This window comes from Paenibacillus sp. V4I3 (genome assembly GCF_030817215.1).
Taxonomy (GTDB): domain Bacteria; phylum Bacillota; class Bacilli; order Paenibacillales; family NBRC-103111; genus Paenibacillus_E.
In genome coordinates this window covers 4,974,195-4,988,691 of sequence record NZ_JAUSZA010000001.1, presented here as the reverse complement: position 1 = coordinate 4,988,691, position 14,497 = coordinate 4,974,195, and the positions used below count along the sequence as shown (strand labels likewise).

11 protein-coding genes and 2 pseudogenes are annotated in these 14,497 nt (G+C 43.0%); 4 read left to right on the top strand and 9 right to left on the bottom strand.

The window, feature by feature from the left end:
- Positions 1-41: 41 nt before the first annotated feature.
- Both QFZ77_RS22935 and QFZ77_RS22930 read right to left on the bottom strand, forming a co-directional pair.
- Positions 42-791, bottom strand: a complete 750-nt coding sequence (locus QFZ77_RS22935) for an SDR family NAD(P)-dependent oxidoreductase (protein WP_307442918.1) — start codon at positions 789-791, stop codon at positions 42-44.
- An 875-nt stretch (positions 792-1,666) separates the two neighbouring features.
- On the bottom strand, positions 1,667-2,236 hold the full coding sequence (locus tag QFZ77_RS22930) for a TetR/AcrR family transcriptional regulator (protein ID WP_307442917.1): 570 nt from the start codon (positions 2,234-2,236) through the stop codon (positions 1,667-1,669).
- Between the two features lie 497 nt (positions 2,237-2,733).
- Between QFZ77_RS22930 and QFZ77_RS22925 the strand changes: the two genes are divergently transcribed.
- Positions 2,734-3,000, top strand: coding sequence for a spore germination protein (locus tag QFZ77_RS22925; protein WP_307442915.1), 267 nt, complete (start codon positions 2,734-2,736; stop codon positions 2,998-3,000).
- A gap of 1,537 nt (positions 3,001-4,537) precedes the next feature.
- On the opposite strand, the pseudogene QFZ77_RS22920 reads toward QFZ77_RS22925, so the two are convergent.
- The 6 genes and pseudogenes from QFZ77_RS22920 to QFZ77_RS22895 form a co-directional block, all read right to left on the bottom strand.
- Positions 4,538-4,996: pseudogene (locus QFZ77_RS22920) on the bottom strand (IS110 family transposase); the annotation flags it as partial.
- 184 nt (positions 4,997-5,180) lie between these two features.
- Positions 5,181-5,702, bottom strand: coding sequence for a P-loop nucleotide/nucleoside kinase family protein (locus QFZ77_RS22915; RefSeq protein ID WP_307442913.1), 522 nt, complete (start codon positions 5,700-5,702; stop codon positions 5,181-5,183).
- 103 nt (positions 5,703-5,805) lie between these two features.
- On the bottom strand, positions 5,806-6,324 hold the full coding sequence (locus tag QFZ77_RS22910; RefSeq protein ID WP_307442911.1) for a GNAT family N-acetyltransferase: 519 nt from the start codon (positions 6,322-6,324) through the stop codon (positions 5,806-5,808).
- Positions 6,325-7,423: 1,099 nt separating this feature from the next.
- Positions 7,424-7,630: a CDGSH iron-sulfur domain-containing protein gene (locus tag QFZ77_RS22905; protein WP_307442910.1), complete on the bottom strand. Its 207-nt coding sequence runs from the start codon at positions 7,628-7,630 to the stop codon at positions 7,424-7,426.
- Positions 7,631-7,669: 39 nt separating this feature from the next.
- Positions 7,670-9,496, bottom strand: a complete 1,827-nt coding sequence (locus QFZ77_RS22900) for an amidohydrolase (RefSeq protein WP_307442909.1) — start codon at positions 9,494-9,496, stop codon at positions 7,670-7,672.
- A 141-nt stretch (positions 9,497-9,637) separates the two neighbouring features.
- Positions 9,638-10,807, bottom strand: a complete 1,170-nt coding sequence (locus QFZ77_RS22895) for a murein hydrolase activator EnvC family protein (protein ID WP_307442908.1) — start codon at positions 10,805-10,807, stop codon at positions 9,638-9,640.
- Positions 10,808-11,307: 500 nt separating this feature from the next.
- On the opposite strand from QFZ77_RS22895, the gene QFZ77_RS22890 reads away from it, so the two are divergent.
- A complete protein-coding gene (locus QFZ77_RS22890; RefSeq protein WP_483874679.1) occupies positions 11,308-11,928 on the top strand; it encodes a hydrolase in 621 nt (206 codons plus the stop codon).
- A gap of 117 nt (positions 11,929-12,045) precedes the next feature.
- Positions 12,046-12,141, top strand: a pseudogene (locus QFZ77_RS22885) (SDR family NAD(P)-dependent oxidoreductase); the annotation flags it as partial.
- A 45-nt stretch (positions 12,142-12,186) separates the two neighbouring features.
- Here QFZ77_RS22885 and QFZ77_RS22880 read toward each other — a convergent pair.
- Positions 12,187-12,456: a hypothetical protein gene (locus QFZ77_RS22880; protein WP_307442906.1), complete on the bottom strand. Its 270-nt coding sequence runs from the start codon at positions 12,454-12,456 to the stop codon at positions 12,187-12,189.
- Positions 12,457-12,756: 300 nt separating this feature from the next.
- Between QFZ77_RS22880 and QFZ77_RS22875 the strand changes: the two genes are divergently transcribed.
- The gene (locus QFZ77_RS22875; protein ID WP_307449764.1) at positions 12,757-13,989 is read left to right on the top strand and encodes an IS110 family RNA-guided transposase; all 1,233 of its coding nucleotides are present in this window, start codon (positions 12,757-12,759) and stop codon (positions 13,987-13,989) included.
- The last annotated feature ends 508 nt before the right edge of the window (positions 13,990-14,497 follow it).

Here is a 14,497-nt window from a genome sequence, read left to right as displayed (position 1 = left end):
CCCATATATTCAAACCAAATCAGAATTCGGTAACATGCAGGTTAGATGCCCATACCACCTGAAACTTCAATTCTTTGTGCATTTATCCAACGATTCTCTTCAGAAACGAGAGAAGCGATCATCATACCTAAATCTTCTGGAAGTCCAGGGCGGCCAAGTGCAGTCATATCCGATACCATTTTGTTTACTTGCGGATTATCCCGTACCATGCCTCCGCTAAAGTCGGTTTGAATAGCACCAGGGGCTACAACATTCACTTTTATACGACGTGCCCCAAGCTCTTTTGCCTGATACTTCGTCAGCACTTCAATCGCCCCTTTTACAGCTGCATAAGGAGCGCTGCCGACAATAATACGAGTCAAGCCAGTCGAAATGTTCACGATATTGCCGCCGTCATTGATTAGCGGTAGTAGCTTCTGGGTGAGGAAAAATACGCCTTTGACGTGAATGTTATATAAAGCGTCTAACTCTTCTTCAGTCGTGGAGGCAAAAGACCCATGATGGGATGTACCAGCGTTGTTTACAAGAATATTAAAACTTTCATGCCCCCACGTTGCCAATACTTCCTTCACGCTTGTAATAAAGGGGTCGAACATGGCTGTATTACTTGTATCCAGTTTTAACGCAGTTGTTTTGACGCCTAATTTTGTAACGAGTTCAACTACCTTTTCTGCTTCCTCGACGTTTGTGTTATATGTGAAAATTGAATGAATTCCACGCTCTGCTAGTGAAAGTACGGTGCTGCGGCCAATCCCTCTGCTGCCGCCAGTTACAATCGCGATTTTTGACATTTGAAATTTCCTTCTTTCTGAAGTTTTGTCCGGGACTCATGTCGACCGGATGTCTATAATATATAACTAACTATATAGTTAGGTCAATGTAAAAATTAGGATTGCATTTTTGATAAAAAAGCACGAAAACCACCGTTTATGGAAAGAGCCCCTCCTATCTTCAACTTGTTAAATTCTGGAGTCAGCAGCGACGGCACTAATTGACTGACGCAATCGATCTATATCCTGCGAAACAATTCTGCGTCAGCGGACTTCATCAAGTCTTCATTGGCATAATTGGTTTAGAGCACAAACCCGCGACAGCAAAAGAATTATCGACCTCTCAAAACAACTCCGGATTCGGGGAGATAATCCTAATTTCGTATATAATTGACTAATATGAACCGACAATAAATACAAAATCATCGTCTGGTCATACTACTTTTTTGCATGAGCGATTATTTTGAAATTTTCATAACTGACTTTTTAGTTATATCAATAATAGAGCTATGTAGCAAAAAATCAGAATAAATGAAAGGGACTGAGTTAACATTACCAAAATTGCTGTTGTTTACTGGTGGAAGCCACGGCATTGGACAGTATTGTTCTTGAACTAGCTATAAGAGGGGTTGATTCAATCTTCACCTACAATTCCAATCGAGAAGAAGCAGAGAAAGTCGTCTAGTATGTTGAAAAATCAGGCCGAAAAGCCATTGCCTTTAAGCTTGATGTGAGTAAAGAGAATATCTTCGATACATTTATTGCTATCGTAAAAGATGCCCTGGCTTCTACATGGGGTACGGACCACTTCGATAATGTCGTCAATAAAGCGGGCACAGGACCAAATCCTATATTTGCTGACTATACCAGTCGCTGAAGATGAAATCGGCGACCAGTCAGCTGCTCTGAGTTATCATACTTACTACTTTTGATACATAATCCCGAATTTCATTATAATTATTGCTGGAAGAATTAGAATCAATAAACGGTCCAAAGGGGTTCACTGTCGTCCATGCAGTAGCTATCGACATTACAACCGTTAATAGGAAACCCGGTGAAAATGCTTGCCCCACTTGATCATTGTTTTGTGCTTCTAACAATGCTTGAACTTTCGAGTTTTGGGCAGTATCTCTGTCAACCAGATGTTCGTCCTTGTTTTCCAAGCTAAACCAAGTCATTAAGCGCATCAGATCGGGATTAGCCATGGCGAAATCAAACACTTGTACGGCAAAGCCAGGGAGATCTTGCGGAAGGAAAGGTATTTCTTCATATACGCGTGAAAGATGTTTCTTAAGGACAGTAGTAAAGAGCTTCTCCTTACTTTCGAAATAGATATAAATCATATTTTTATTGCAATCTGCTGCTTTAGCTATACGATCTACACGTGCCCCTGCTATTCCAAAAGATGAAAACTCTCTCATTGCGGCTTCCAGTATTCGTTCTCTTGTCACCTCTGCATTTCGCATTACATCTTCCCCTTTTGTCTTTATTTAAAATAGACTAAATAACTTGAATAAGTTATTTCATTATTGACCAGATGTTTATTTTATAATACCTGTCAATTATACATAAATGCAAAAAAAAGAAAAACGAATACTTCCCGTTTGAATTATAATACAAGAATTTAATCCTGCAAATTAACCTAAATTTACGAAACAAAAGATATATTCCGACAATCTGGTAATATTAATGTTGTGTTAAATTTCTAATTTAATTTTTAAAGAAAGGAGCTCAGTTTGTAAGATGATGAAACATCAAAACATAATCCTTGAACGTGTTGAAAAATGCTTCCTCAAAAGAATAAGGTAAAAGACATCTCACAGCCAAAGCTTCAAAGTTGGTTAATGTAAGTTGAATATGTCGTCGACAAAGAACTGGTTTACATGCATCTTTTGGCACCACTAATACGTTATATCCCAAATCACCCAGAAGATAAAAATTCGTTGAAGAAATCGTCACACAAGTGCAAGTCAATATTCATGCAACAACGACTAATATTGAAGAAATGGCGATGGACATCGTGCAAGGCTGTTCGATGCCGATCCATAGCTCTTCTAATATGACGATTTTATTTAAAACAACTGCAAAAAACGGCCGACAGGCCTCAGCACCTGAAATTGAATCACAGATTATCGGCCCACAGAATGCCTTCGTAGAGTCCATTGAACAAAATTTGCAAACTATTACCCAACTGCTCCCAGACCTGTACACCAATTTTTTCTTCAATTAAGATAATACGTGCTCGTGTTGTGGCCTCAAATACTTTCCCGGATTTTGGCTTTGTTTTTCTGAACTGCGGTCATTTCACATAACGTTACTGTATTCACGACGTCAAAAGACTTAAGGGACAGATTGGATCGGCGCAGCCATCCATCACACCGGTTCGCGCAGCGTAATTAGTCTTGCAGATGTGTCCGGCTGCTCCTGCCTCCCCGAAAATCCTCGGCCGGACCGAGGGGCGGATACCCCGATGCATGAATACGTTGTTATCCGATGCCTTCGACCTCTTGAACAACCTTCGAATTCTTCTATTTCCTTCCCCTACCCATTAATATTTTATCGCGACTAGCTTGATTCTTTCTTGTTCTGCTTTTTATTCTTCTAGTTTCTTTTTCCAACATACAATTCCATTGCGACTAGCTTCATTCCATTCTCTTATTCTTTCTCCCTTAGATATTGGTAGTATATACCACTTTTTGGTTTCTGACATCATTAAAAAAGCGCCGCGGCGGCGAAGGGGGTTACCCAATTGCTCGCTTGCTGGCGCGTCTAATTTATACGGTCTGTTCTTCTTGGTTTTGTATGGTTAATATCGTGTCTTCAACATGCTTTCGAAGGTTTCGGATAACGTCATATTCACGAACTTCGTGAATACCTCCATCTTACGCAAATTGCTGAACTTCGTAAATACAAAACTGGAAGGAAATTACACGGATCACCTCCGCCTGGGACTCCGTCCAGGCAAATCAGATTCAGCACTTATTCGCCTTCGGGTGCCCGGCTCTTTTTGGCGTACCACATCCGTTAGAAAATGCTGGCATCTTGCCATAGAGTTGCTATAATTCCTGATCCCCGCCGTCTCCCAGTGTTAGCCAGCTAATCAATGGATCCAATCCCGGTCAAAATTGAACATGTCATCTTCGTGTTGATGCGATACATCCTCATTGACCGATCCGAAAGCGAACCAGAGCACCTTCAATATCCTGTATGACCTGAGTTTCCCGAACGGTAATACCTCTGTCATGACGCTTGTCGGGAATGAGATCAAGTTCTTGTCAAAATCGGGAATGAGATAAAGTTCTATCATTAAAATTTGACAAGAACTTTATCCCATAACGCAAAAAGCCGCGATCTACGCGGCTAATAAAGAGATAATGTTCATGTCACCCGACAACTTCTATACAAAAACGACAAGAACTTCTATACATTCTTCTATACATTAATGTTTCTGTTCCGTTCCCCCTCGAAAAAAAAATCAGCGTTACCAATAACAACAAGTTATCGGCAACGCTGATAATTTAAATTCTTAATCGAGCTACATACTGGTCTACGTATTTTATATATTGTTTGTTCTCACTGCTTGGATTTGAATACACATCGCTCTTCTGCCTGCCTTTTAAGCATTCAAATTGAGAATAATCCTCAACTGCGGACAACGATACATGTTCTTGTCACTGGCTTTTGACTTATCGTTAAAATGAAAAAAGCCGCAGATATGCGGCTTCATAAGCGTATATGTTCTTGTCACCCGACATGAAATGAGTTATCATCGCTTCCCGCAGTTCTGCATAAACGCCCTGAGGTAGGCTTCGTATGGCGTATCTCCCGTCTTTGACTAGCTGTGCAATTACTTTCGCGTCCTTAACGTCATTCTTCGTTGGAGAATTGTCGTCCAGTTCTTTGCTTTTCTTCACGTGCAGTGGATTCACCACACCGTACCTAAATCGCTTTTCTCTTAAGTAATATGCAAGATTCAGCCAGTAGTGGCCTGTCGGCTCCATGCCGACAATTACGTCCTGGAATCCTTGCTCCGTTGATATCTTTTGGTACCAATTAACAAACAATTCAAAACCTTCCCGGTTGTTCTCAAACGTGATTGGCTTCCCGAACTCGACTCCGCGGTAGTCTTGGGCTCGAGCCACATGTTTGAATTTGGCGATGTCGACACCGACAATTAAGGTAGAAGAAGTGATTTGATTAATTCGTTCATTTTGAGTAGAATGCATCTTGTAGTCTCCTTGGTTTGTTTTTGGATCCGTTAGCTGGCCAGCATCGTGGACCCATAAACATCATACCAAGGAGCCTTTTTGTTTCTCAAGTCTCGTATTTCTTCATAATAGGAATGCTGCCCGATAGCTCAACAGGCTGCCATTGATGCTAGCAGCCTGTTGCCCTGAAGCTCCGTCTCCGTTAGCGGAATCTACTAAACTTCTTACGCTCCCGATCCAACCGTTCGCGCAACGTCTTCAGACTTTCGGCCACAGTTTGGTGAGCTGTATCGATGACGATGTGTTCACGTTCCCAAATATCGTACTGTCTGTTCCTGACTTGCTCCCATGTAGGTAAAGCAAAGCCGGGAATATCGGCTACACGCGTTTCGATTCGATGCCTATGTTCACGATCGTCTGAGCAGACTACTTCGATTTCCACAAACAGAGTTCCAAGAGATTCCGCCACGTTGCGCCAATCTTGGCGCGTTATTTCGATGGGATTGACCGTATCTGCTATCACATCGAGTCCCAGTCGGAGATTCTGCGATGCAATCGCATAACACACGATGTAACCCGCGGGTCCATCTGCCCACGTCCCAGCAACCCGCATAGCTTGTTCCACGACATCGACCCGGAGATACGTAGCCTGAAACTCTCTAGCCAAAGCCGATGATAACGTGGACTTCCCGGTGCCTGGCAACCCGCTAAATATATAGAGCATAAAATTCGCCTCCTTCACAACCAAGCCGCATATATTAAGCGGCCCGCCGTAATAAATACAGAAAAAGCGATGGATCGATTCTATCGCTGAGCTCTTGTATCCGTTAGCTCAATAATGACCACTCGAAAATACATTTTTGCCTCTCTCCTTCAAGGTACATGTCATTATGTGGAGGGAGTTCAACAATTACATTCAATTTAGCTCCGATGTACTCACAAGTTTTTCTCGAAGGGAAATTATCTGGGTTACATGTAATAATTAATTTCTCCATACCATGTGCTAGTGCTACTTGCTTGACTAATAAGCAAGCCTTTGCAGCGAAATGGTTCCCTCTAAATTTCTCTGTTATCGAATAACCTATATGTCCACCATAATAAAGATTTTCATTGCTACCAATCCGAACATCTATTTTACCTGTGATTTCATTGGAACCAGCTCGAACGATGTTGTATTTATATGCAGGAACAAATCCCTTCTCTTCATCACCTGGAACTTTCTCAGAGATAACTAAGTCAACTTCTTTACCAGGAATAAATTCTAAATCCAAGAATGCAAAGCCCACATTAATCTCTCCTTCCTCATCCACTAAAATATACCATAAATATTCATTAGACAGTTGCATTATTCTGCCCTTTAGTTGAACACGCCTGCCGATCTTTGTCAGCAGCTGCACTACGTCGTATTAGGCTATAGTTCACCGTAACAAAAATGTATTCGACCGGGGATCCGTCGGGAATGAGATCAAGTTCTTGTCAAAATCGGGAATGGGATCAAGTTCTTGTCATTGGTTTTTGACAAGAACTTGATCCCATAAAATAAAAAAGCCGCGATTTACACGGATATTAATGAGATAATGTTCTTGTCACCAGACATTTCGCGACACAAATGTCGGATGTGTCGGAGGACAAGAACATATATCGATGATGTATTGGCGGGATGATTTCGGGATACATACCTAGATTTCTTGTAAATCCTAAATATCTTCCCTTCCCTTCAAATTCCTCATAATCATCCCATGATGTAAATGATTCATTTCGAATGGAATACGCAATGTATGTGTGAAAATCAATTTGTATTATCGGGGAATTTTTATCAATATTTATTGAATACGAATCTCCAAAGTTTTTCTCACCTTATAATGAGCGGTTCAGGCGTATCACTGATATTGCTTCTGCTAAAATAAAGCCTTAATACGTTTATCTCAGGCTCTGTAAGACCAAGGAAGAATACATCTTTCAGTTCCATTAATTCATTATACTTCAACAAGAAATCCTCCTCTCCACAAATCAGTGTTCACTCTATATACTACCATGATATATTGCGCTTATGCTCCTCTATCCTGCCCGATAGCTTAACGAGGCCGCCGAATTATTCCTGCGTTAGCCTCGTGATGTAGTTTGAGCTCTTGTATCCGTTAGCTGAATTATTTTTGCTTTTTATGAAAGAGAACATGTTTATTTAAAGGACTATCTTTCTCAACTTTCGAGTGACTGAACATTTTAATAAAACTCATACCGATTTTTATCATTACTTTTTTTGAAGGATTATTAATGAGAAGGATCGGCTGCCGGATGACGGGAAGGTGCTGTTCCGAAGCATAATTAAATTTCACGAGAAAGCCTATCGCCGCTCATAATCCTGAACTGCCGGCTTCCCGAGAAATGCAAAAAAACCTTGAACGACAAGCTCGCAGCTGTCTCTTCAAGGTTATTTTGTTGTATTTAAGCCTGATCGGCAGCACGAGGAGCACTTTCAAACTTGCCTTTGTGTGCCAAATCACAAAACGGTTTTTTATCGGATAGTCCGCAGCGGCACAGAATAAAAGATTCCGGGGTCTCAAAGCGATTCCCCTCTGCATCCACCATGTCTACTTTTCCCATGATCCGTAAAGGACCGTTATCATTGACTTTAATCGTTAAATCGGACATACATGCCAGACCTTTCTGTTTGTGAGTTAGTTGTTAGGTTCAAAAGACGAAGCAATCCAAGTCGCAGAACCCGCTTCCGTGATGATGGCCGCAATGATGCGCATGCTGCGGCCGATGTATCCACGGACCACCCCCGCCTCCATCATGCGGGGCTTTACAGTATCCGCCATAGTAATTGATCGGCGACCAGTCTGGACTTGCTTTCGGAGCTGGAGGCGATAATCTGGCGAATTCACTAGCGCCATAAACAATCTTACCGCCTACGACAGTCAATACGGACTCAATGCGTTTGATTTCTTCCTCGGAGACACGGAAGAAATCATCAGAAAGGAGTGATATGTCTGCGTAATAACCTACCCTGATTTGGCCCTTTACATCCTCTTCCTTCGAGAACCAGGCATTTCCGGCTGTATACATGCGAAGAGCTTGGTGCCGGTCGACCCGATTGGAAGAAGGGTACAAGCGCAGTCCGCCAAGCGTTTTACCGGTAATTAGCCAGTACAAGGAAACCCAAGGGTTATAACTGGCTACCCTCGTAGCATCCGTACCGACGCCTACATGCAATCCATGTGAAAGCATCTTAACGACAGGTGGAGCGTGCTTAGCTTCTTCAGCTCCATATCTGTCAACGAAATATTCTCCTTGAAACGCCATCCGGTTTTGAACGGCAATGGATCCGCCTAACGCGATAACGCGTTCCAGATCCGGCTCGCGGATCGTTTCAGCATGATCGAAGATCCACCGTAGATCTTTAAATGGAACTTCCTTATTTACACGTTCAAACACGTTGAGGAAGCGCGTGATGTCCTCGCCATAGGTTGCGTGGAGTCGGAAAGGCCAGCGCTGTTGAACCAGCAGCCGGACAACATTATATAAGTCGCTTTCCATGACAGCGGGCAAAATCGGGCGAGGTTCGGCAAAGTTTTCGTAGTCAGCTGCGCTGTATACAAGCATTTCACCGCCGCCGTTGTGACGATAATAAGGGCTCCCCGTATAAGGCTTCGATGTAGCCGTCCATGTTTTAAAATCGTCCAGTTCGTGGCCGGGATGCTGCGTGAACAAATTATATGCCGTTCGAATAGTAATTTCTCCGTTCTTGTCGAGTTCCTCAAAGACTTGATAATCTTCCGGGTAATTCTGAAAGCCGCCGCCGGCATCAATGACGCTGGTCACGCCAAAGCGATTCATTTCACGCATGAACAGCCGCGTGGAGTTCAACTGATCTTCATGTGATAGTTTAGGCCCTTTCGCTAAAGTCGAATATAGAATCGTTGCGCTCGGCTTGGCTAATAGCAGCCCGGTCGGATTGCCTTGGCTATCCCGTTGAATTTCACCGCCTGGTGGATCCGGCGTATCCTTCGTAATCCCAACCGCGCGCAAAGCCGCTTTGTTCAAAAGGGCTCGTTGGTATAAATGCAGAATGAACACGGGCGTATCCGGAGCTATACGATTGATTTCTTCCAAAGTGGGCAATCGGCGTTCCTTGAATTGAAACTCCGACCACCCCCCGACGACGCGCACCCATTGCGGTGGTGGTGTACGGTCTACTTGTTGTTTTAATATACGCAAACCGTCAGCAAGCGACGGCACTCCATCCCAACGCAGCTCCAAGTTATAGTTCAATCCGCCGCGTATTAGATGAATGTGCGTATCATTCAATCCTGGAATCATAAGGCGCTTGTTAGCATCCACAACACGAGTCTTTGGTCCTTTATAGCACATAACATCGGCATCTCTGCCCACAGCAATAATACGGTCTCCCTTAATGGCAACTGCTGTTGCGATGTGTCTGGATTCATCCATGGTTACGATGTTAGCGTTATAAATGACTAAATCAGCCTCTGGAAAATCAGGCTCAAGCCGCATACCTGTACGCCTCCTTTAGTATGACAATTCCTTACATCACTTTATTCATTAAATTGGCAACTATGTATTCAGCCCATTGTACCCATGGTTATAAATCAAAAACTCCCTAGTTGGACATGGCCGCCAAGGGAGTTTTCATGATTATAGTTTTTTATTATCCAAATAAGGGCGAGGATCAATATAGTTCATTTTATTTCCGGTAATTCCTGTAGCAACGGCAAAATGCAGATGGGGACCTGTCGATTGCCCATCATTCCCGACAACTGCAATGGTTTGCCCGAGTTTTACTTCCTGACCTACGGATACGTAGATCCCGGCTCCAAACATATGGCCATATACGCTCATTAAACCGTTGGAATGTTTAATAACAACCCAGTTGCCGAATCCGTTCGCTTTCCCGGCGTAAAGCACAATCCCGTTATCTACCGCAACGATGGATGTTCCGATCGGTGCACCGATATCGATTCCCGCATGAAATTCTTGTACGCGCGGGCCAAAATCCGATGTAATCATGTGGGAGGAAGGAACCGGCCAGTCCCAAAAACCGTCACTCCATACCTTATTTTGTAAGACAGCATTGAGCTGCGCCTCAACCTCAGGGGTAAGCTTATCGTCAATACTCGACAAGTCTTCTTCTACTTTATGAGCAGTATCCACTTCAGCCTGACTTTTCTTCTGTAACTGATCTAATAAAGCAATCCGTTGATTGATCTTTTCTTCTTGTGCAGCCTTTGCAGAACTTAATGTATTCCGCTGTGCCAAGAGCAAACTTTGTTGTTGGTCAAGCTCATCTTTTAATTTTGTCAAATTTACTTTGTCCTGCGACATGACTTCGATCAATTGCTTATCCGATTTGATAACCATCGTCAGCATACTCACCCGATTAATAAAATCGCCAAAATCCGTAGAACCCAAAAGCACTTCAATAAATGAAACCGAGAGATTTCCGCTTGTATACATATTATTAAGGCGATTTTTCAATAACTGATTACGATAGTCAATGTTCTTCTCGGTATTGCTGATATTGATTTGTATGGATTGCATTTTCATTGTAATTTTATCGATATCGGGTTGCAGCTCGCTAACCAATTGATCATATTCATATATTTGCCGGTTAATCGTAGAAAGCTGACCTTGAATCTGTTCTTCTTGATTATTAAGCTGTTGAATGACTTCCAGACGTTTATTATAATTATCGATCAAGTCTTTGACCGCCAGATTGGCATCATTTTGAGCATAAGCCAAATTCATATTGGAAACCATTAACATCACGGTGATGATGAAAGGTATAACACGTTTTTTGGATTTCATCCTATCATCCCTTCTAGTTGTTCTAAGAAGTCTCGATGGCAGGTGAAATTAGAACTGCTCTATAGATAAGTATATAAGCTGAGCAGGATGAATGTCATTGGAATCTTGTGGCACAATCTTTATATATCTATCTACACGACGTTTTAACTCTAAAAAATGGAACTAATTACTTGAATAATGCTACCTCAACAGAATCATCTTATGAATGGAGGTGTTTATTAATGAAAAAGTTGATATACCCTATTGCTGGCGTCATGTTACTATCTGCTTTGACAGGATGCACAGCTAGAGGGACCAATCCCAATTATCAAACAAAGAACTTTCAGGCTAACACATTGACTGACGGCCAAGTCCCACCCACTTATGTTGCCCGAACCGCAAGTGATACGGTTCAACCTTATGCAGCAAGCGGGGCTCCACAAACAGAATTTAACTCGCTTGCTACAAAGGTTTCAGAAGGGGCAGATATTAGAGCGAATGCCACGAATGCATCACCGCGATTGCTGAGCCCAACCGATCACACACTTTTATTAGTTGACCATCAACCGCAAATGGCATTTGCAACGAAATCCCATAGTTTGGAATCCGTTCGAAATAACGTAACTGGGACTGCTAAATCCGCGAAATTGTTCGGAGTGCCGACGATTCTTACGACAGTGGCATCCAAAACGTTTAGCGGTCCGATCTTTCCGGAACTTCAAGCTGTGTTTCCCGATCAAGCGCCAATCGATCGTACAACCATGAATGCATGGGAAGACCAGCGCGTCGTAGATGCAGTTAAGAAGACAGGTAAAAAGAAACTTGTCATTGCGGGGCTTTGGACAGAAGTTTGCGTTGTCGATCCGGCTCTTTCGGCAATCGATGCGGGGCATCAAGTATACATTATTACGGATGCTTGCGGAGGCGTAAGCGAAGAGGCACACGAGAGGGCCGTACAACGTATGATCCAGGCCGGTGCCGTACCTATGACTTGGCTGCAATACTTGCTCGAGATGCAGCGCGACTGGGCGAATCAAAAGACTTATAATGATGTGCTCACGATTGCCAAAGATCATGGCGGCGCTTATGGACTTGGTGTCATATACGCCAAGGAGATGTTCGGCGGCAAAGAAGGAAAATAATCTTCAAACAAAAATGACCGCCGAAGCACCTTTAGCGGTTTTTTTATGTTGTGCTAAGAGCTGCCGCGAAGCAACCCCTCAAATATAGTTCTTCGTTGTAGCAATATCATGAGTTAAATTCTTATTACAGGCGGAAGTGCTGGAATAGGATTAGCTTTTGCTGAGCGCTTTATAAAAGCTGGAAATAAAGTCATTATTTGTGGACGACGTGAACTAAACAGGAAATACCAGGAAATAATACTAACGTTCTGCGCTAGTTCAACCATCTTTTTCTTGTTTAGCCCTTTGGGATTCTCTAAATGAACCGAAAATACCTGTAATAAGCCCAATTAACCCAAAAGTAAATCCATATCCAGAAGAATCTTCAAAAGACAGCAAAACAATTACTCCGAACAGTATAATAATGACACCTAAAAGTTGAACTTGAAGAGCGCTTGGATTGATAAAGTCCAATAATACACATCCATAAAAGATCGCAACAGCTATTAGAGTTAGAACGATTAAACAGATTAAGGCAAAACTCCCCATCTTGACCTCCTCTAGATTTAAACAAATGCTTTCGACCACAGAATTTCCCTAAGCCATCCTCTTTAGTATTTCACTTAAATTAACTTTTTTTCCTACATATTGTATTTTGAAATACTTTCAACCTCTACCACGCTAAACTGCCCGTTAACATTCCTGTAGGTGTTAGTAGATTGAACTTGCAGAAAAAAGGACGCCTCGCTAGGATGAGTATATACTGGGTTGCAGCCCTCAGAACTCACCTTAGGAGGCGTTATCATGAAGTCTAATCTAATTAATTCTCAAAATCAACGTGTATAACGAATCTCCACTACCACTCTGGTTATAGGCATCGACATTGCCAAGGAGAAGCACGCTGCACAAGCCATTAATTTTCGAGGTGTTGTCCTCTCCAAGCGCCCTATTCTATTTTCGAATGACCTTGCTGGCTTTGAGCATTTAGAACACAGTATTCGGAAATTACAGAAGATGCACGGCATGAATGACTTCGTTGTGGGAATGGAGAGCACCGGTCACTACTGGTTCAATATTGCCAACTGGTTGGTGGGTCAAGGCATTGATGTAGCTCTTGTCAATCCAATGACAACCAAACGCAATAAGGAAAACAGAGATAACTCACCTTCCAAGAACGACCCAAAAGATGCTCTGGTCATCGCCGATGCGGTGAGCCGTGGGTTCTACACGCCCTTCTCTCCAAAGGATGAAGCATTCCGCCGCCTACGGGTTATGGTTACAAACAGAGAGCACTGGGTTGTTAAATCAGGAAGGACTAAGAATAGAATCCACCGCTGGCTTGATATCCGGTTTCCAGAATACAGACAAGCATTTGATGATATTTTTAGCGATCGTTCGTTGGCCACTTTGCGCCGGTTCCCAGCCCCTTCTGACCTCTTGCAGCTAACTCCGGAGCAAATGGTACAGATCTGGGGTGAGTATATGGCCAGACCTGGCGGGGTGCGAGGTAAGAACAAGGCGTTGGAACTTCAATCACTCGCTAGACATAGCGTGGGAGACACTACTGCCCTTGAAGAAGACAAATGGGAGCTAAGGCACCTCATCGAAGAGTATGAAAGAATCTGCCGAATTATTGACGAAGCGGACGAGATGATTGAAAAGATACTGCCTGAAATTCCTTGTTCTGATCTCGTTCGATCTGTCGGTGCTTCCGTTCCTGCAACGGCTGCCATATTGGCATTTGGGGGGGACTTACGTAATCTGTCTCACGGAAATCAATTACTACGCAAGGCAGGATTGAACTTAGCAGAACGAAGTTCAGGCAAGTATAAGGGGCAAATCAAGCTCACCAAACGAGGCAACTCACTACTGCGCAAGCATCTCTACTTCACTGTGTTTCACCTGTTATCTTTCAATGGAGCGTTCCAAGCCATGCATGCGCACAATACCGTCGTAAAACGAATGACGAAAATGCAGTCCATGATGAAGCTCATTGGGAAACTGGCCCGGATGCTTGTAGCCATGGCAAGAGAAGGACAAACATTCTCCATGGATAAGGCCCAGCTACCGTTAGCAGCATAAAAGTAAATCGTAACCCTGACACGTAGATTGGCTCATTCGCAGGATCTCACAAAGAAAGCACGAGTACCGAGATTTTTCCGCTTTAGGGCATAGACCCGTTCCGTTAACGATGATCGGACTCCACACCTTGGAAAGATAGGACGAAGGAATGTGAGGGCAAAGACCCGTCGAGATTTGGGAGAGTGAATCCCCAAGGACCTTGTGGAGAGAAGCGTGCAGTATAACTTTTTTATGGAAGATGTTGTAAAAATGATCAGCACCTTCTGTTCCCGCATGCTCTCTAACGGAACTGCCTGCCACATACTACCCAAACACCTGAACCCCTATTTAACATGCATATTGAAATCCTGCGAATGAGCGAGCATTCGTGAGAAAATCCTTATTCTCTGAGGGAGTTGAACAAAATCAGCCGATTATGGCCGTTTATCCTTTGTATTAGTTTGAGCCTGTTTTTCGCATCGCTATGTTTCAATATTAACATGTAATGAAAGCCGAATTTTAGGATATG